The organism is Rothia sp. HMSC065C03, assembly GCF_001837295.1.
Taxonomy (GTDB): domain Bacteria; phylum Actinomycetota; class Actinomycetes; order Actinomycetales; family Micrococcaceae; genus Rothia.
Genome location: NZ_KV832006.1, coordinates 223,002 through 241,481 on the forward strand (window position 1 = coordinate 223,002; position 18,480 = coordinate 241,481).

Annotated in this window: 15 protein-coding genes and 1 tRNA gene; 4 read left to right on the forward strand and 12 right to left on the reverse strand. The window is 56.6% G+C overall.

What is annotated here, in order from left to right; genetic code table 11:
• From HMPREF2605_RS06625 to HMPREF2605_RS06635, 3 genes are all read left to right on the forward strand, one after another.
• Positions 1 to 2,521 (forward strand): LPXTG cell wall anchor domain-containing protein (locus HMPREF2605_RS06625; protein WP_246828176.1); only part of this gene is annotated, 2,521 nt, incomplete at its 5' end.
• Positions 2,522 to 3,099: 578 nt separating this feature from the next.
• The gene (locus HMPREF2605_RS06630; RefSeq protein ID WP_070847484.1) at positions 3,100 to 5,292 is read left to right on the forward strand and encodes an LPXTG cell wall anchor domain-containing protein; all 2,193 of its coding nucleotides are present in this window, start codon (positions 3,100 to 3,102) and stop codon (positions 5,290 to 5,292) included.
• Positions 5,293 to 5,606: 314 nt separating this feature from the next.
• Positions 5,607 to 5,682: transfer RNA gene (locus HMPREF2605_RS06635), tRNA-Glu, on the forward strand.
• A 425-nt stretch (positions 5,683 to 6,107) separates the two neighbouring features.
• Here the strand turns inward: HMPREF2605_RS06635 and HMPREF2605_RS06640 are convergent.
• The 10 genes from HMPREF2605_RS06640 to msrA all read right to left on the reverse strand — a co-directional run bounded on the left by HMPREF2605_RS06640 (position 6,108) and on the right by msrA (position 15,055).
• Positions 6,108 to 6,953 (reverse strand): DUF6318 family protein, encoded by an 846-nt coding sequence (locus HMPREF2605_RS06640; RefSeq protein ID WP_070616682.1) that lies wholly within the window; start codon positions 6,951 to 6,953, stop codon positions 6,108 to 6,110.
• Positions 6,954 to 7,126: 173 nt separating this feature from the next.
• Positions 7,127 to 7,831 (reverse strand): DUF6318 family protein, encoded by a 705-nt coding sequence (locus HMPREF2605_RS06645; RefSeq protein WP_070847485.1) that lies wholly within the window; start codon positions 7,829 to 7,831, stop codon positions 7,127 to 7,129.
• A 174-nt stretch (positions 7,832 to 8,005) separates the two neighbouring features.
• Entirely contained in the window at positions 8,006 to 8,716 is a 711-nt protein-coding gene (locus tag HMPREF2605_RS06650) for a DUF6318 family protein (protein WP_070687004.1), read from the reverse strand.
• Positions 8,717 to 8,908: 192 nt separating this feature from the next.
• A complete protein-coding gene (locus HMPREF2605_RS06655; RefSeq protein WP_005507528.1) occupies positions 8,909 to 9,676 on the reverse strand; it encodes a DUF6318 family protein in 768 nt (255 codons plus the stop codon).
• A gap of 106 nt (positions 9,677 to 9,782) precedes the next feature.
• Positions 9,783 to 10,583, reverse strand: a complete 801-nt coding sequence (locus tag HMPREF2605_RS06660; RefSeq protein ID WP_070847486.1) for a DUF6318 family protein — start codon at positions 10,581 to 10,583, stop codon at positions 9,783 to 9,785.
• Positions 10,584 to 10,622: 39 nt separating this feature from the next.
• A complete protein-coding gene (locus HMPREF2605_RS06665) occupies positions 10,623 to 11,375 on the reverse strand; it encodes a DUF6318 family protein (protein ID WP_070847488.1) in 753 nt (250 codons plus the stop codon).
• 250 nt (positions 11,376 to 11,625) lie between these two features.
• Positions 11,626 to 12,378 (reverse strand): DUF6318 family protein, encoded by a 753-nt coding sequence (locus tag HMPREF2605_RS06670; protein WP_070847489.1) that lies wholly within the window; start codon positions 12,376 to 12,378, stop codon positions 11,626 to 11,628.
• Between the two features lie 249 nt (positions 12,379 to 12,627).
• Complete coding sequence (locus tag HMPREF2605_RS06675) at positions 12,628 to 13,410, reverse strand: DUF6318 family protein (RefSeq protein ID WP_083324856.1); 783 nt, start codon at positions 13,408 to 13,410, stop codon at positions 12,628 to 12,630.
• 140 nt (positions 13,411 to 13,550) lie between these two features.
• Positions 13,551 to 14,321 carry a DUF6318 family protein gene (locus HMPREF2605_RS06680; protein ID WP_065423922.1) on the reverse strand — a complete coding sequence of 257 codons (771 nt, stop codon included), beginning with the start codon at positions 14,319 to 14,321 and terminating at the stop codon, positions 13,551 to 13,553.
• 212 nt (positions 14,322 to 14,533) lie between these two features.
• Positions 14,534 to 15,055, reverse strand: coding sequence for a peptide-methionine (S)-S-oxide reductase MsrA (gene msrA / locus HMPREF2605_RS06685; protein ID WP_049354791.1), 522 nt, complete (start codon positions 15,053 to 15,055; stop codon positions 14,534 to 14,536).
• Between the two features lie 98 nt (positions 15,056 to 15,153).
• Between msrA and HMPREF2605_RS06690 the strand changes: the two genes are divergently transcribed.
• Entirely contained in the window at positions 15,154 to 16,098 is a 945-nt protein-coding gene (locus HMPREF2605_RS06690) for a Nif3-like dinuclear metal center hexameric protein (protein ID WP_049337723.1), read from the forward strand.
• 196 nt (positions 16,099 to 16,294) lie between these two features.
• Here the strand turns inward: HMPREF2605_RS06690 and HMPREF2605_RS06695 are convergent, their stop codons facing one another.
• Together HMPREF2605_RS06695 and HMPREF2605_RS06700 are read right to left on the reverse strand one after the other, a co-directional pair.
• Positions 16,295 to 17,866 carry a gluconolactonase gene (locus HMPREF2605_RS06695; RefSeq protein ID WP_070847490.1) on the reverse strand — a complete coding sequence of 524 codons (1,572 nt, stop codon included), beginning with the start codon at positions 17,864 to 17,866 and terminating at the stop codon, positions 16,295 to 16,297.
• A gap of 274 nt (positions 17,867 to 18,140) precedes the next feature.
• Positions 18,141 to 18,480 (reverse strand): S-layer homology domain-containing protein (locus tag HMPREF2605_RS06700; protein ID WP_210401043.1); only part of this gene is annotated, 340 nt, incomplete at its 5' end.

The window sequence follows — 18,480 nt, forward strand, 5'->3', positions numbered from 1 at the left end:
CGAGTCCGGTAAGGCGTTCGTGACCGGCCGCTTCTTCGTATCCGCGATTGACCTGAAGACCAAGCAGGTTGAGAAGATCCAGCTCGAAGGCGCACCCGACGGCGGCACCCGCTACATCAGCATGAACATCCTGGTTGACGGCGGTAAGCTGTACGTGCCCGAGCGTACCGGCGGCAAGATTTTCGTCATCGACACCAAGACCTTCAAGGTGGAGACCAGCTTCGACACCAAGGGCAACGCTGAGGGTGAGGTTCGCCCCTCCGACATCGCGATTGACCACTCCCAGAACGAAATTTACGTCTCCTCCCAGGGCGTGAAGGGAGCGAACTCCGGCGTGTCCATCTACGACGCGACCACCCACGAGTTCAAGAAGTTCATCCCGGTCGGCACCCAGGCACTCGCGCTGGACAACGACGAGGCGAACGACCTGGTGTACGTGACCGACTTCGGCACCGGCAAGGTGGGCGTGATTGACGGCGGCGCAGCGGACAAGCTGATTGCCGAGGTCGCTATGAACGGCGGCAAGGCAAACGACCTGGTCGTACTGCCCAACGGCTCCGTAGTCGCTGTCGACAAGCAGGCTGGCGCAACCGCAACCGTGCCCTACGTCCTCGACGGCACCACCGGCACCGTCAGCACCTCCAGCCAGGTCACCAGCAAGCCTTCTAAGGACAAGCAGGGCAACGAGGTTCCCGCCAAGACCTCCGAGATTCAGGCGAACTCCATCCTGAAGTTCAAGGTCACCGCAACCGCAGGCGACAACTCCGAGGTCAAGCAGGTCACCCCCGAAACCCGCGAGTTCCAGGGCTACCCGGCAACCGCCACCAAGACCAAGGCAACTGACAACAACGCAACCACCCCCTCCACCGAGGCTCACCGCACCGTGGACGCAAACGGTAGCGTTGCGAACATCATTCAGGGTCTGCCCGGCCAGTTCCAGGTTGGCTACTCCAAGAAGAACCACAAGCTGTTCGTACCCACCGTGGGTGCGCGAGGCGGCCTCGCTTCCTCCCTGGCACGCGTGGATGCAGACACCCTGCAGACCGAGGCTTTCGCCGAGCTGCCCGTGAAGAAGAACGACAAGGGCCAGTATGGTTACACCTCCGCGTACGGCGTGACCGTTGATGACGTGGACGGCACCGTCTGGGTTACCAACACCACCGACAACTCCGTGGCAGTGTACGACCAGCAGACTCTCAAGCTCATCTGGAGCAACGAGGGCGTGAAGAAGGACGACCCGAACTGGATTGAGCACCCCCGCTCCGTTTTGGTTGACCACGAGTCCGGTAAGGCGTTCGTGACCGGCCGTTACTTTGTCTCTGCTATTGACCTGAAGACTAAGCAGGTTGAGAAGATTCAGCTTGAGGGCGCACCCGACGGTGGCACCCGCTACATCAGCATGAACCTGTTCCTCGATGGCGGCAAGCTGTACGTGCCCGAGCGCACCGGCGGCAAGCTCTTCGTCGTGGACACCAAGACCTTCAAGGTTGAGAAGACCATCCAGACTCAGGGTGAGGATTCCACCGTTGAGGTTCGCCCCTCTGACGTTGCTGTGGATCACTCGCTGAATGAGATTTACGTATCTTCCCAGGGTGTGAAGGGCGTCAACTCCGGTATCTCCGTGTACGACCTGACCACCGGCGAGTTCAAGAAGTTCGTCAAGTTCGGCACCCAGGCGCTCGCTCTGGAGCACGATGAGGACCGCGACCTGGTGTACGTAACCGACTTCGGCACCGGCAAGGTGGCTGTCTTCGACGGCCGCGCTGACGAGGTCATCGGCGAGGTCGAGATGAACGGCGCAGCCGCGAACGACGTGACCCTGCTCAAGGACGGCTCCGTACTGGTCCTCGACAAGAAGGACCGCGACGAGAAGGTGACCCTGCCCTACGTGCTCAACGGCACCACCGGCGAGATTACCACCGCCAGCGAGTACACCACCCTGCCCGGCAAGGACCGCCAGGGTAACGACGTTCCCGCATCGGTTCAGCAGCTGAAGGCTAACTCCATTCTGAAGTTCAAGGTTGGCGTGAAGGACACCGACGCGAGCGCAGCTCCGGTGGGTATCACCCCGACTTCGCTGGACTTTGCGGGTTACCCGACGGTGACCGGTGTGAAGGCTGAGGAGTCGAAGCCTGCTGACCCGAAGCCTGCTGACCCGAAGGTAGAGGACAAGAAGGCTGAAGATAAGAAGTCTGAGGACGTTAAGTCTGAGGACGTTAAGTCTGAGGATAAGAAGTCTGACGCTAAGACCGGTGCACAGGACTCCAAGTCTGCTCCGGATGCTGTGAAGGCTGATAAGTCCGGTTCGGCTGTGAAGAACGGTGGTTCCTCCGCAGGTGGTTCCGATAATTTGGGCGGTGGCTCCTCGGTAGCTAAGAGCGACGCAGGTTCCTCGCAGGCTGGTTCTTCGCGTGGCGCTCTGGCGAACACCGGTGCGAACGCTGTGATGCCGCTGGTTGCTTTTGCTTCTGTGGCTCTGATTGCGGGTGCTGCTCTGGTGGTGCGCCGCCGCAAGGCATAAAGCGTAACGTTTAGCTCTCGGGCTTAAACGCTCGATATAACGCGTGAAAGGCGGGTATTTTCTCTTTCGGATTCTTCGAATCTGGGGGAGGGGTACCCGCCTTTTGTGTGCCCGCTTGGGCTAATGCTGGATAGGTGGTTTTAGGAAATATTTATATATGTGCACTTGCCTGTAAAAATATAGGTTTTGAATGTCGAGAAAATGTTTAACCCGTGGTGAATCTCGCTGGCGCGCCTCACCTAAACATTTACATTAATGTGTAAATATAAAAGCATCACAATACCCCTCGCGACCTGGGTTTTTGCCCGCAAGAGCAAGGAAAAACCGGGGAAGCGCCTCAACCTTCACGTGATACTGAAGGCGAATTAGGGGATTACTCACAAAAACACAAAACACGCCCACGTCGCTGCTTGTATTTTCCTGGGAAAACATTGAGGATTAGAAGGTAGGTAAATTTATGCGTTACCTGCATTTCTGCTTTTCGTGCCGTCGAATATGTCACCGCATATTCACGGGTGTCTCGTTAGCATTCGCATGCGGCATGTGAGCACTTCCGTTACACATTTGAAGGACACACATTGAACCTCACTCCCTCCTCGGGCAAGGCATTGAAGGGGCTCGCCGTCGGCTCCCTTGCGCTCGCAATCTCTGGCGCAGCTATGATCCCTGCCTCCTTCGCAGCACCGAACACCGCAAACCAGACCGCGACTCCCAGCGCATCGGCTCCTTCCACCGCATCGCTGAGCCGCGTTGTTGATACCTCCGCGTCCGTCGCGCAGATTACCCAGGGTCTGCCCGGCCAGTACCAGGTTGCCTACTCCAAGGCGACCAACAAGATTTGGATGGTCGGCGTGGGTGCACGCGGCGACCTCGCCTCCACCATTGCTCGTGTCAACGCAGACACTCTTCAGATTGAAGAAGTAGCAGCGCTTCCTTTCGAGCTGGATAAGAACGGCGAATTCGGCTACATTTCCGCGTACGGCATCACTGTTGATGACGTGTCCGGCACCGTGTGGGTTACTAACACCACCGACAACTCCCTGTCCGTGTTCGACCAGAACACCATGGAACAGATTTGGACTAACCACGGTATCGCCGAGAGCGACCCGAACTGGATTGAACACCCCCGCTCCGTGCTGGTGGACCACAACTCCGGCAAGGTGTTCGTGACCGGCCGCTACTATGTGTCCGCTATCGACATGAAGACCTTTGAGGTTACTAAGCTGCAGCTGGAGGGTGCCCCCAACGGCGGTACCCGCTACGTCGGCATGAATATGACCATTGACGGCGACAAGTTGTACGTGCCCGAGCGCACCGGCGGCAAGGTCTTCGTCATCAACACCAAGACCTTCAAGACCGAGCAGGTTATTCAGACTCGCGGCGAGAACTCCTCCGTTGAGGTTCGCCCCTCTGACGTCACCATTGACCACTCCGAGAACGAAATTTACGTCTCCTCCCAGGGTGTGGATGGCGTGAACTCCGGTATCTCCGTCTACGATCTGACCACCGGTGCGTTCAAGAAGTTCGTCAAGTTCGGCACCCAGGCGCTGTCCATGGAGAACGACGAGGACCGCGACCTGGTGTACGTGACCGATTTCGGTACCGGCAAGATCGCTATCTTTGACGCTAAGACCGACCGCGTGATTGGCGAGGTTGAGATGAACGGCGGTAAGGCTAACGACCTGACCGTCACCGAGGATGGCTCCGTCATCGCAGTGGACAAGCAGGATATCGCTAACACCACCGCGGCTGTGCCCTACGTGCTGAACTCGAAGACCGGTGACGGCACCATGACCGACACCTACACCTCCAAGGCGACCGTGGATCGTAACGGTAAGACTGTTCCTTCCTCGCAGCAGAAGCTGGTTCCGAACTCCATCGTGAAGTTCTACGCCGAGGTTTCCGAGGGTGAGTTCACCTCCACCGCGACTATTAATCCCGCTAAGGTTCCCTTCCAGGGCTACCCGAAGCAGGCTACCGCAGTGTTGATTGACCCCACCCTGAACTTCGCTGAGGGCACCGTCGACATTACCCGCCCCTACACCTTCCACGTCTCCGGCTATGACTTTGAGAAGCCCCCGGCAGAAGGTATTCGCCTGTTCCTCGTCAAGGAAGGCGAATGGTCGATGGGTTACGACAAACTGACCGATAGCGAACTGGCAAACATTCAGAAGGTCTCCACTGTCGTTCCTGCGAGCGCGTTTGTCTACAACGCACGCACCGGCAAGTACTCCTTCGAGGCAACTCTGCGTGTTCCGGCGAACACCATGCAGTACAGCCAGGGCTACATGCTCGGTACCGTCACCGCTGGTTCTGATGTGGCTACCAACCGCAATTACGATTCGGCTGTTTCGCTGATTGTTAACGATGCGAAGGATGCCGGTAATGCAGATAATCGCGACGAAGCTGACGAGCCGGCATTCCCGACCAATGCTTCGGCATCGCCTTCCGCGTCTGCTGCAGTAGCGGAGAAGCCGGCGGCTGAGCAGCCCAAGGGTGAACAGTCGAAGGCTGAGGAAACTAACGATCAGCTGGGAACCACCGCGAAGACCGCGCCGCTGAAGAACTCTTCTTCGGTGAAGTCTGAGGATCAGTCTAAGGGCTCCGGTTCGGATTCTCAGGTGAGTGCTTCGGCTACCAAGTCTGCGCCTCAGAGCAAGGGTTCGCTGGCTAAGACTGGTGCTCAGAACGTTCTGAGCCTGGCTGCTGTCGGTGCGTTCGCGCTGATTGCTGGTGCTGCTGTGATGGTGCTTCGTCGCCGTAAGGCATAGTTTCTCGCTCTAGTTTGAGCGGATGCGCCCCGTACACTGTGCGGGGCGCATTTTTGCGCCCTTGATGCTGTGACGCCGTGATGCCGTGGTGCCTGAACGGGGTAGGCGCAGGTGTGGAGGCGGGCGCTGCGGAGGTGCCGGATGGCTGTCGGGGGAGTACCTACACCACTGGGGGAGGAGTCTGTTTTTAGGCCTTGCACTCAGTGTAAAATATGTGACTCATTTCACCGCTTTTCGATTTGGTTGTTTCTGGGAACCTCTGTATAGTTATATGTGTTGCCAGGGCGACCTGGTAAAAGAGATGTAAATCTCACGGCCCCATCGTATAGCGGCCTAGTACTCCGCCCTCTCACGGCGGCAACACCGGTTCAAATCCGGTTGGGGTCACCACTAGGAAAGAAGCTCTCCAGTCGAAAGACTGGGGAGCTTCTTTGTTTATCCTGTGAAAAATGGTTTTAGATTCTATGGTGCCGCCGTGAGCCTCTCACGGCGCCGCTCCTTACGTCGCGGCACTCCGGGGCATGATGGATTTCCTCGCGCGCTCGGCATCAGGCCCCGCCACTTCTTACGGCGTGGCATTCGGACGCATAATGAAATCCCTCGCGCGCTCGGCATTATGCGCCCTCATCACCGTACCCATCCGGTTGGGGTCACACTAGGAAAAAGCCTTGGTTCTTCGGAATCAAGGCTTTTTGTTTATACCTGCCTTTTCAAGAAAGACTAAAAGCGAGAAGCCACATGTGTTTCGAAAAGCAACCATAATGGTGGCTTCTCGAAACACATGTGGCTTTTCAGCGGTATAGGGGACCCGGAATCTACTGTGCCGATGCCTCAGCAGAAGCAGTGGTAGCCTCCGCAGAGGCAGAACCCTCAGCCGAAGCGCTCGGGCTCAGCGACGGAACCGGCGAAGCAGAAGCAGTACCCGGAGCGCGACGCACCATACGCCAAGTGCCGTCCTGGTAATGCGCCACAATCTGACCAGCCACCGGCTTACCGGGGTACTTGAACACCTCAGTCAGCGGCTGCACACGATCATTGGTCTTGCTGTACACGCCAGCACCCTCAGCACCATCAATCACCATCTCGGTTGCCCAAGTGTAGTAGCCGGTGCGGGTATCCTTGGTCGGGCGGTCAGCAGTCAACGACAGAACCATCGGACGCTCCGAACCAATAACCCAGCCGGTCTCCGAAGCGTACATGCTCTGGAAGAACTCAGCCACAGTCGAGTAATCGCCGGTGTGGTCAATGTTCGTGAAGCGTGCACCGTCACCGGTCAGCAGCAGGTAGTTCAGAGTAGCCTGCCAGTACGCAATGAACGCGTGCAGACCCTCAACACTGTTCTCACGCAGCTTCGCCGGCTCCACGGGAATCGCGACGTTCACTGCCTTGTGCTCCTTGGTGCCGGGCTCAAAAGTGCCGGTGGAGGAGTAGTCGGCAAGAACGACCTCACCCTTCATGCTGGGGCCAGGTTCAATGGTGGTGGTTGCCTCCGCGGTGGGGGAGACGGATGCGGTAGCGCTCGCGGATGCCGAAGACTCGGGTGCGGATGCGCTCGCGGTTGCTGAAGATTCGGAGGACTTCGAGGAACATGCGGCAAGAAGCGCGGCGGTGCCCAGACCCAGTGCGGTCAGGGCGGTGCGGCGGGTGTACATGGTAGACATGGGGCTCTTTCTGAGGTGAATAAAGTATGTGCCGGTATTGAACTAATTCCAGAATATCGCAGGGGAGCGGCCAGCCCAATGTTGTGTGCGCCTCCAACGCCGTAAAAGCGGCGGTAGATGACGAAAAACACGGGACCCAGAGATTCTCGCACGACTACGATATGGCCGGGGTTCTAAACGGGGGCGCCGGAGCTGCTCGCGCTTGAGTTGGGTGAGCTTGTTGTAAGTTTGGCTGGTTCATTCCGAACCGTCCATGCGCCATCCTGATACTCCAAGATAAAGAAGAACTCATAATCACCGGGGCCGCTGCTCAATGAGGCCATGGTGAGTTCCCTGCCATCTGTGTAGTGAATCTTTGCTTCCTTGTTATATCGGCCAACACCCAGCCAGCGGTACTGTTGTTCGTCAACCCTCTGCGGAGCGTCCTCGGTCAGTTCTGCTGAGAACGGCGCATCAGTACCGTACACCCAGCCAGTGTTCTTCTCATAAAATTCGACGAAAGGTTCGGCCTTGTAGATATCGTTTCGGTTTATATCCACAGCCTTAAAGGGCTCAATGTCGCCGGTAATCATAAGGTAATTGAAAGAAGCCAACCAGTAGTTTATGGCGGCGTACATGCCCTCCGTCGTTTTGGCTTTCATCTCTGCAGGAGGGGCAGGCTTGGGTGGATTCTCCGCCTTTTTCGAGCTGGTTGCGGGAATGTAGGTGCCGCGTGATTTGTAGCCGTTGAACTTCAGCTCGCCCTTGTAGGAGCGCTGTGTATCGGGCGTGCTCTGGTTGCTGAGCGGGCGAATATCACTGGCGCAGGCAGTCAAGGAGGCGAGCGCGGCGGTGGCGGCGATGCCAAGGGCGGCGCGTCGGGTCACGAAGGTAGACATAAGGTACCCTTCAATAGATTATCGGTGTATCTATTTCAGAGTACCTTAGTGTATTTGGATATGTTTATGATTTCTTGGGGATCAAACCTGGGAAAATGCTACAAAAACTGCGTTAGCTAACGAAAAGTGCTGTTTGTTAGGCGTACGTGGTGTCGGTGTCTATGCCACTGCATCCTAAACGTTGAGGCCAGAATTGCTTCCGCCCGAGGAGTCGGGGGTAGCTGTCGAAGAGCTTTTCGTCTCAATGGTGACCATCCACGTATTGTTCCGATAATTCAACACAAAAGTGACCTCATCATTAGCAGAGCTGCCGCTCGTATCTGCAATGTGAATATCCCTGTCCTCCGGTACGTAATGGAGAACGGCGGCCTTATGGTTACGGCCAATACCCTTCCAACGGTACTGCTCATCGTCAACCTTCTGTGGAGTCTCTTCGATCAGCTCAGCCAAGAGCGGCGTATCGGTGCCGTACATCCATCCCTCATCCTTCGCGTACAAGTCTACGTATATCTTCATCTTCTGTACGTAGATACCGTCTAGGTCCACGTCCTTGAACGGGGCAGCGTCGCCGGTAACCGTCAGATAGTTCAGGGCTGCGAGCCAGTAGCCCAGCGCCGCATACATGCCCGAGATCGTCTTTGACTTTATGTTCTCGGGAGGAACGGGCATGGGCGGGTTCTCCGCCTTCTTCGTGGTGCTTGCGGGGCGGTAGGTTCCGGTGGACTTGTAGCTATTGAATTTCAAGTCACCCTTGTAAGGGCGCATCGGGTCAACTACGCTCGGGTCTTCCAGCGGGCGAATATCATTTGCGCAGGCAGTCAGGGAAGCGAGCGCGGCAGCGGTAGCAACGCCCAGGGCGGTGCGGCGAGTAACGAAAGTAGGCATGAGAACCCCTAAACGGTTTGTCAGTGTACTTTTAAGCGTACCCGAAGGAACTGACGCATGTTCAAAGTCCGCTCATGAACGCATAAGGGAACATCGCCACCGCACGTAGGTAAAGAGGAAGCCCCCGCATGCAATCTCAACTGCATACGGGAGCTTCCCTCACTTTCAGAACCAGCCGCTTAGAGGCGGGTTTTAGGCGCTAGCGCTGCTCTTCTCGGAAGAGGATGCATCAGCATCCTCATCACTGAGCATGTACCACGCGCCGTCCTTGTAGTCCGCCGCGAAGTTGGTTGCCTCGCTCTTAGTGGATCCATCGACTAGGGGAGCGGGGTCCTGACCCTCAATGTGGATCTTCGCGTTGGGGTCATAGATGATGCGTCCGAGCCAATCGTAGCGGTTGGGTCCGCCCGCGACCTTCTTCGGGGCGTCGGTCAGAAGCTGAACGGTAACCGGCGCATCCGTGTCGTATACCCAGCCCCTGCCGGAAGAGTAGATGATAACAGCATTGCTGCCCTCGTTCGCATAGTGGGAGTACGGGTCAGCCTTCTTGAGCGGCTCGTAATCGCCCGTCATAAACATGTAATTGAAGCTCGCCAGCCAGTAGCTGAGGAACTGGTACATGCCTTCAACGGTTGCCTCGTTCATCTTCTCCGGAACAACAGGCTTCGGCACGTTCTGTGCCTTCTTTTCAGCAGTGGCAGGAACGTACTCGCCGTTCTTCTCGTACTTGTCGAGCTTCACCGTGCCCTTATACGACTTCTTGCCGGAATCAGCGGCAGACGCTGAAGCGGATGCGCTCGCAGATTCAGAAGCACTTGCCGAAGGTGAAGCCTCACCGGAAGGAGAAGAAGAGCTATCAGCCAGCGGGCGGATATCGCTAGCGCAGGCAGTCAGCGCTACAGCCGCACCGGCACCGGTAGCAGCCGCTAGTGCGGCACGTCGAGAAAGAAAAGTTGCCATGAAAAATCCTTAAGTAGTGCGTAGGGTCATGGGCCTAAGCCATAAATCTTATGCGCCTGTAAGCGAGGTGAATCCCCGCCTCTAAGACGGACTCAGCAAAGATGCTCTAGGCATTCTTAGCGTTAGCCTCATCGGATGCTTTGGTGCTCGGGCTCGCAGAGCCTTGTCCATGTACCTTGGTGGGGTAAGTGAACCACTTGCCGTCCTGATACGACAATTTCAGGTCGGAAAGCTCAGGCTCCATGGAAGTGTTCTGGTACATAGGCCTGTTTCCCTTACCCTCAACATGCATCATCGCCTTAGAGTCCTTGGATAGCGTGATACGCCAGTAGTAGAGGGAGTCGCTACCCGATACCTTCTCAGGTTGCGGGGTCATAATCTCAGCCTGAAGCGCATGCTCCGAACCGTAAAACCACCCCTCATTGGACTCATAAAAAGTCACGTAATCATGGAAAGACTTCACATCCCTGCCGGAGGGGTCAGCCTGCTTCAACGGCTCATCGTCACCGGTGAGCACCAGATAGTTGACGCTGGCAAGCCAAAAACTAAAGGCAGAGTATGCGCCATCAATGGTTTTCTCATGCATATTCGCCGGAGGGAGGGGCTTGGGCACATTCTGCGCCTTGTGCGTCTCATCCGCGGGGACGTACTCGCCCTTCTTCTCATAGTTATCGAATTTTACCGGCCCCAGATAAGACTTCTCAGAAGAACCATCCGCAGAGGATGAGCTAGCAGAAGCGGAGGGGGTAGCAGAGGCGCTAGAACTTGCTGAAGAGGAAGCCTCCCCAGAAGCAGACGGGGAGCTATCAGCCAACGGACGAGTATCGCTGGAGCAGGCACTCAGCATCGTAATAGCGCCCGCACCGGCAGCTAGTAGGGCTGCACGCCGAGAAAGGAAAGTCGTCATCAAAAATCCTTAAGTAGTGAGTATCAGAAGGAGAGGAATTTAACTGTTGTTGTCCAAGAGCATGCGCCACATGCCTTCTTTGTACTCCATGATGAACTTCGTCGTGCGAGGAATCGTCTTTTCCTCCTCAACGATAGTCGCATCAGGCTCACCCTCAATGTGGTACTTAGCGGCAGGATCATACGCGACGGTCACAAGCCATTCATAACGGTCCGGCTTATTAGCAACCGGCTGAAGCTCATTCTCCGCAATCTCAATCTTGTACGGCTGATCCGAACCGTAAATCCAACCCAGACCCGACTCGTAGAGCTTAATCATGGTCCTAGAGTTCCTCAAAAAAGCCTTCGCAGGATCCGCCTTCATCAGCGGCTCAACATCGCCGGTCAGAATCAGATAATTCTGGGAAGCAAGCCAATAACCCATCAGAGCGTAAGCACCCTCGGGGCTGTTCTCCTTCATCTTCTCCGGGATAAGAGGCTTCGGCACGTTCTGCGCCGGCGCCTCCGCACTCGCCGGAATGTAGGTGCCGCTCCGCTCGTAGTTATTGAACTTAATCGGGCCCACGTATGAGCCGGGCGTGTGATCATCAGTAGGAGAAGGTGACGCCGAGGCGCTCACAGAAGAGGAAGCCGCGCCAGAAGTAGCGCCAGAAGCAGCATTAGAAGCCGAACCAGAGGAACCACCCGAGCCCTGCGACAGCGGACGAATATCAGTAGCGCACGCAGTCAGCGCTGCAAGAACACCGGTCGCACCCACGCCCAGGAGAGTACGTCGAGTGAAGAAGGTAGTCATCGGAAGCCCTTCGTTGGAACCAATACAGAACAGATAAAAACACCGTGCGCCAGAGCAGGCGTAGACGCCCTGTAAAGACCTATCAGTACGTCAATGTATACACCTTTAAGGTTACCCGAGAGCCACCAAATAGCCCCGTGACCACTTCGAATGTTCAGAAAATTAAGACCCCACACCCAGCGTTTTACCAGGTGCGGGGTCTTCCATCATGAGAAGTCAGCATGCGAGGGAACCTTCAGCAATACGGCAACTATGCGGCGCTAGACAACTCCCACTTGCCATCCTTGTAATCCAGTCGGAACCTCGCCACCTTCTTCTTCGACTCATCAGCGCTCGTCGCCTTCTCCGGCTGACCATTGTAATGCCGCATCATCTTGGGATCCATATAGGAATAGCCCTCCCAAATAAAGCGAGTATTATTGCTACCCGGCACCTCACGGGGCGCATCCGTCAGCAGCTCAACAATATACGGAGTTTCCGTACCGTACACCCAACCCAAACCCGACGCATACAGCTTAATCGTGCTGGGATACTTCTCCCAGCCGTAACCATCATGGTAAACGATCTCAATCGGACCAGGGTTACCCGTCATCATGAGGTAATTCAAGCTCGCCAGCCAGAAACTCAAGAAAGCATACGCACCATCAACGCTGTGCTCCTTCATATTCGCCGGAGGAACAGGCTTCGGCATATTCTGCGCCATCTGCGTAGCGCTCGCCGGAACGTACTCACCGGTCTTCTCATAGCTATCAAACTTCATTGGACCCTTATAGGACTTACCCGAAGACGGAAGACCCGAGGCTACAGAAGCACTCGCAGGCGCCGAAGCAGAAAGAGACGCCGATGCAGACGCAGATTCGGAGGTGGTCGCCGCCTCCGACGGAGAAGCCGAGCCGGTACTGCCAGCCAGCGGGCGAATATCGCTAGCGCACGCAGTCAACGCAGAAAGTGCACCCGCAACAGCAACACCCAGAGCGGTACGTCGAGTGAAGAAAGTAGTCATCGGAAGTCCTTCGTCGGATCCTTCACCCACAAAGCCGTCAGCACGAGGCTCAAACCTGCAGGTAAAGACCATATGTAGTACGTCAATGTATATACGTTAAGCGTACCCGAGGCACTCTCAGCCGACCCCGAACACCCGCAGGGTTTCCCCCTGAGTGTTCCCTGGGTTTTTGGCAAAAGAAACCCCCCCACCCACGGCGCATAACCGCGGGCGGGGGAGAAGCCTATTCACGCTGTCAAAGACAACGGCCTAGACAGACGAAGAGCTACCAGAAGAAGCAGATGCAGAAGAGCCCTCATTGCCGGTAAGCATAAACCACTTACCGTCCTTATACTCCACAGCAGCCTTCATCAGCTTGCCATTCGGGCTAGAAGACGTCTTAAAAGGTAGGTCAGACTTACCCTCACGATGAATCTTCGCATCTGCGCTGTAGTTCATGTAGCCCGGCCAGTAGTAACGGGTGCCGCTACCGGAAGGCTTCTGCGGTGCACTACTAATCAACTCCATAGTAACCGGGGTATCCGCACCGTACATCCAGCCCAGATCACTCTCGTACATCAACGTAAATTCCTGCAGGCTCTTCGCATACACATCTGCAGGGTCAGCCTTCTTCATCGGCTCAGCATCACCGGTCATCAGCACATAGTTGAAGCTCGCCAGCCAGTAGCCAATGAACGCATACATGCCATCAACGTTCTGCTCGTTCATGTTCGCCGGAACGAGAGGTTTGGGCACATTCTGTGCCTTCTTCTCAGCCGTGGCAGGAACGTACTCGCCCTTCTTCTCGAAGTTATCAAACTTTACGAAGCCCTTATAGGACTTGCTGGAAGAAGCAGAAGCCGAAGCGCTTGCCGAGGCACTAGCTGAAGCACTAGCGGATGCACTTGCGGAAGCGGAGCTTGACGCTGAGCCATCAGCCAGCGGGCGGATACTACCAGCACACGCAGTCAACGCAGCAAGTGCACCGGCACCGGTCGCACCCAGCGCCACGCGGCGGCTCACGCGGGTAGATATGAGGGAAGGGCTCGTCATTATCAGCCTTTCAAAAGAAGTCAACAAAGGAAAGAGAGTGAGTTGACACCCTTATCATACCCTAAACGCGCAAATAGATATCAAATATCGCTACTTGTATCCTTTTGCAGAGAAAAGATCAAAAAGCTGCAATTAGTGCACTAGGAAGCCGAAGGGCTCGCAGAATCCGAGCTCTTATCAGCATCCTTATCCTTCTGAGTGCTCATAAACCAAGCACCCTCCTTATACTCCACAACAATCCGCATCGCCTGGCCCTGAGAATCCTCAGCCCCCACAAGGGACTTATCGCGGTTATCGCCCTCCGTCAGATGCCTCTTCGCATTCTGATCAACCAGGGAGCGAGCACGCCAGAAATAACGAATACGGTCGCCCTCAATCTGCGTGGGAGTATCCGTCAACAGGTACACAGACATCGGCTCACTCGTATCGTAAATCCAGCCGCGCCCCGTCTCATAGAGCTTAACCATCGGCTCAAGCTCCTTATAATAATCGCTGCTCGGGTCCGTCTTCTTCAACGGCTCAATATCACCCGTCAACGCCAAATAATTAAAACTAGAAATCCAATAACCAATCAGCGCATAAATACCGTCAATACTCAGCTCCTGCACCTTCTCCGGCATGATCGGTTTGGGTACATTCTGCGCCTTCTTCTCAGCCGTGGCAGGCACATACTCGCCGTTCTTCTCAAAGTTATCGAACGTGACCTTACCCTGATACGACTTATTCGCAGACGGCAACGCCGGCGAAGCAGAGGGGCTCGCCGGAGCACTCGCCGAGCCAGACTCAGCAACATCAGCCGGCGGATGCACCGTACGCGCACACGCACCCAACACGGCGGCAAGACCAACACCGCCCACACCCAACACGGCGCGGCGGCTCAAAGCGATGGACTTAGAAGAAGAGCTAGTCATCAGCAGTCTTTCGAAGAGGTCAACAGATGAGGAGGAGTGAGTCGACACCCCCATCATACCGGGCGCACCTTATAGCAACCCTAAAGCACATGTGAATAGCAAATAGCTTGGGAGAACTGGGCACGCATGAAGAAACCCCGCGGTCGTTATTCCGAATATTTTCGAAGAAAGAACAACAGCCGCGGGGCAAAACAACTGGAGGGGCGTGCAACCTAGCGGAGCAGATGCGCAAAATTACGGCGCGCGTGAGCCACCTTCGGGCTTACCACAAACGCACAATAGCCCTGCGCCGGGTTCAACGCGTAATAGTTCTGGTGATATTCCTCAGCCTCATAGAACACGCCCAGGGGCTTAATCTCCGTAACGATGGGGGAGGGGTACAGCTGCTGAGCACGCGCCACCGCACGCTCAAACGCCTCACGCTGCTGCTCATCCGCGTAGAAAAGAACCGAACGGTACTGCGAACCGGTATCCGCGCCCTGACGATCCCAGCTGGTCGGGTCGTGGCTCGTAAAGAAAATATCCAACACCGTATCCAGGTCAATCACCTGCGGGTCAAAGCTGAGCTTCAGCGCCTCCTGATGGCCGGTCGCACCCGAGCACACCGAACGATAATCAGGGTCGGGAGTCTCGCCACCCGTGTAGCCGCAGACGCTCGCCTCAACCCCGCGGAACTGGCGGTATACCGCATCCAGGCACCAGAAGCAGCCGCCGGCAAGAACAACATCAGTCATGATTCCTCCTCGAACTATAAATCCACACTACCTGAAGAACACCGTAGGGCTGCATAATATTCCCGAGTTACCGCCGCGCCACCTGCCACAATAGAGGTATGACTGAAAAACTTGAAACCCCCACCCTCGCAGAAGTCGTTGACGCCTTCCACACGCTCTTCCCGCCGCAGCTTGCCGCCGGTTGGGATGCCTCCGGCCTCGTCGCCGGTCGCGCCGCCGCTAAAGTGAGCACCGTCCTTTTCGCAGTGGATGCCCTCACCGCCACCGCTGAAGAAGCCGTAGTCGAAGGCGCACAGCTACTCATCACCCACCACCCGTTGCTGCTCCGCGGCGCAAAGTTCATCCCCGACAGTGACTACAAGGGCAACGTGCTACACACCCTCATCGAAGGCGGATGCGGTCTGCTCGGCGCGCACACCAACGCAGATGCCGCCGTCGAAGGCGTAAACGAAGCACTCTGTGACGCTATCGGCCTGATCGATCGCGAACCGCTCACCGAAGCGCAAACCCAGGTACTCGACGGGCAGGAACACGCGGTAGGCACCGGCCGCATCGGCACCCTACCTGAAGAAATCACCCTCAAGGAACTCGCGGAACGCCTCGCAGCGGCACTGCCCGCAACCGCCGGTGGCCTGCGCATTGCGGGACGCGCCGACCAGCTGATCCGCCGCGTCGCCCTCTGCGGTGGTGCCGGTGATTCCCTCTTCGACGCGGTGCGCGCCACTGACGCGCAGGTCTACATTACCGCAGACCTGCGTCACCACCCCGCCAGCGAATTCCGCGAAACGGCACGAGTTGACGGCAGCAACATCGCGCTGATTGATTGCTCCCATCCGGCCAGTGAATCGCTGTGGTTGCGTTCGGCGGCTGACCGTCTGCGTGCCCTGCTCGCCGAGCGCGGCTACGGCATCGAAACGAAGCTGTCCGCGCTCAACACCGACCCGTGGGACTTCACCGTCTCCACCGGCGTGGCAACCGGTCAGGATGCGCACTCGGCAAGCACCGAACCCGCCGCCGCATGGACTAGCCTGGCTGAAAAGTAAGCGCTGAAAAATAGCCGCTGAATAGCTACCAAGAAGCAGTCTTCAAAAATTTAGGCACAGTAAAGCCCGGTCTATACGAACCCGACAGGAACCTCTCATCAAGGATCCTGACGGGAACGTGCAGACCGGGCATTACTTCTGCGGGAGCAATACTCTGCAGGGCTTGGGGTGCCAAGCGCAGGCGGTCTAAATGACCTTACTTAGCGCGAGCCTGGAACGCCTCAATCAGAGTCTCCAACTCACCATGAGTCACCATGTGCTGAGCATCAAAAGCGCCGCTAGCGTTCAGCACCACCTTGTTCTGCTGAGCCCACAGAATCTCGCGGTAGAACGCCGAACCGGGAGCCACATCGCTGTAGGGGGAGTTGCCCGTCACTGCGGGCGAACCAGCCGCACGGTAGGCGAACGCCGCAACAGTAGCATTCGAAATGCCGGCATCAGCATGGAACTTACCGTCCGACCAGCCAAAAGTAATGCCCTTCTGACGAGCCCACACGTAGGCGGCGTAGTTCGGGTCGTCGGTCTTCACATCCGGCCACGGGGAAGTCTCGGGCAGCTTCACCTCGGGAGTACCCGCCTGGATGTACAGGGCAGCTGCGAGCTCACCGCGAGTTGCGGGGGTCTTCAGCTTCTCATCGGAAGGATCAGGCTTCTGGTTGTCGTCCTTCTTGGGATCCTGAGCGTTGGGCAGGTTTGCATCCTTGTAACCGTTCGTGCCGTTCAGATCCAGGTCCTGCCATGCGAGCAGGGTACCGCGGCCCTCAGTGGACTTGCCCACGACCGGCGCGAGCAGCTCGCCCGTCTCGCTGTAACCGTCGTTAGCCCAAACCTCAATCACGTACTTCTTCGAAGCATTCAGAGTGTTTGCCGGAAGATTCACGGTACCGTTCAGGTTGCCGTCACGGTACGCCGAAGCCTGGGTGGGGTGGTCAAACTCGATAATGTCGCTGGTTGCCAGAACCGGGGTGTTCGAGCCCTTCTCGCGAACCACGAACTGGACACCCTTAACGGAGTGAATATCGCCGTTGAACCCCTGGCCACCAACGTTCAAATCCTGCGACTTTGCGGTATCAGCCACAGCGTTGTAACTCAGGCGCGGTGCGAACGGCGCAGGCTTCTCACCCAGAGTGTTCAGCACCTGAGTGCTTACCACGTTCTTGCTGGTCCACAGCTCCTGAGCGGTCAGAGGCTTCTGGCCCTTCTGCTCAGAAACCACGTGAATCTCGTAGCGGACATCGTACTTGGTGCCGCCGGTCGGATCGTGGAAGTTGTCATCATCAACGAAGTAGTAGGCGGCAAGATCGTACGCCTCAACCTTCAGGTCAGCCTCGAAGGTGCCGTCATCAGAAATGGTGAAGTCCTGACCCTCCACAAAGCGCAGCATCTTCGAAGTCGGAATCTCGTAGCCAGACGGTGCGTAGTTCGCGGGAGCAATGTACAGCGCCACGGTACCGTGCTGAGCGCGCCACTCCTTGGTGTAGCCTGCGCCCTTCACATGGACGGTACCGCCCTCGGTCGTGATGAGGAAGGGGTTCACGCCGTCGTACTTGTAACCGTCAGGGATGGAAACGTTCAGGGTCGGGGTATCCGCAGCGTCCTGGTGAGCAGCCTGCGGGGTAGCGGCAGCAACGGCTGCATCAGCGGCAGGAGCCGCATTCTGAGCCAGCGCCGGGGCCATCGGCAGAACCATGGCACCAGCCAACGCCAGCGCGCCGCAACCCTGAGCTGCGCGGAGGAAAGAGGACTTAGAGTTCGGAAGCGAGGACATAATACATCCTTAAAAGTTGTTTCTCGTGGAGCTGTGCCGGCTCACCGGCGGGTAGGGAATTCGCCGTTGAATCTGCATACACCCTATGAGAAAAGTGGTTGGAAGCCCCGTCGGTTTCGGGGACATTTTCACCCTATCAAACCCTCTAAACGATGTCAGGAAACACTCAAGAGAAGCTTGAAGGTTCTGAGGTATTTCACAGGTTGATCAGCCGATAAAAACCGAACCCCGTGCATCCTGAGAAGAAGACTCTCAGGGGGCACGGGGTTATGACTCAGACTAGAACCAGCCCACCATAGTCAGTGCGGTTCTGAAAAATAAACATCATCTGCTCCAGCTCACCACGATTTACCATCGTGGTCGCCTCAAAAATACCCCTCTGCGGGTTAATGACACCATGCTGAGCAGACCACAAAATCTCACGGTAGAAGGCGGAACTCGGATTCACATCCGTAAACGAAGAAACACCGGAAACAGCTGGGGAACCTGCTGCACGGTAGGTGAATGCGGCAACAGTAGCGCGTGAAATACCTGCATCTGCATGGAACTTACCATCAGACCAGCCAAAAGTAATGCCCTTCTGGCGAGCCCACACGTAGGCGGGGAAGTTCGGG

Bases quoted from the DNA above. Each gene is read 5' to 3' on its own strand.
- HMPREF2605_RS06655 (WP_005507528.1), bottom strand. From the start codon at position 9,676: ATGGCAACTTTTCTTTCTCGACGTGCCGCACTAGCGGCTGCTACCGGT.
- HMPREF2605_RS06645 (WP_070847485.1), bottom strand. From the start codon at position 7,831: ATGTCTACCTTCGTGACCCGACGCGCCGCCCTTGGCATCGCCGCCACC.
- HMPREF2605_RS06660 (WP_070847486.1), bottom strand. From the start codon at position 10,583: ATGACGACTTTCCTTTCTCGGCGTGCAGCCCTACTAGCTGCCGGTGCG.
- HMPREF2605_RS06695 (WP_070847490.1), bottom strand. From the start codon at position 17,866: ATGTCCTCGCTTCCGAACTCTAAGTCCTCTTTCCTCCGCGCAGCTCAG.
- msrA (WP_049354791.1), bottom strand. From the start codon at position 15,055: ATGACTGATGTTGTTCTTGCCGGCGGCTGCTTCTGGTGCCTGGATGCG.
- HMPREF2605_RS06680 (WP_065423922.1), bottom strand. From the start codon at position 14,321: ATGACTAGCTCTTCTTCTAAGTCCATCGCTTTGAGCCGCCGCGCCGTG.
- HMPREF2605_RS06665 (WP_070847488.1), bottom strand. From the start codon at position 11,375: ATGACTACCTTCTTCACTCGACGTACTCTCCTGGGCGTGGGTGCGACC.
- HMPREF2605_RS06670 (WP_070847489.1), bottom strand. From the start codon at position 12,378: ATGACTACTTTCTTCACTCGACGTACCGCTCTGGGTGTTGCTGTTGCG.
- HMPREF2605_RS06675 (WP_083324856.1), bottom strand. From the start codon at position 13,410: ATGACGAGCCCTTCCCTCATATCTACCCGCGTGAGCCGCCGCGTGGCG.
- HMPREF2605_RS06650 (WP_070687004.1), bottom strand. From the start codon at position 8,716: ATGCCTACTTTCGTTACTCGCCGCACCGCCCTGGGCGTTGCTACCGCT.
- HMPREF2605_RS06690 (WP_049337723.1), top strand. From the start codon at position 15,154: ATGACTGAAAAACTTGAAACCCCCACCCTCGCAGAAGTCGTTGACGCC.
- HMPREF2605_RS06640 (WP_070616682.1), bottom strand. From the start codon at position 6,953: ATGTCTACCATGTACACCCGCCGCACCGCCCTGACCGCACTGGGTCTG.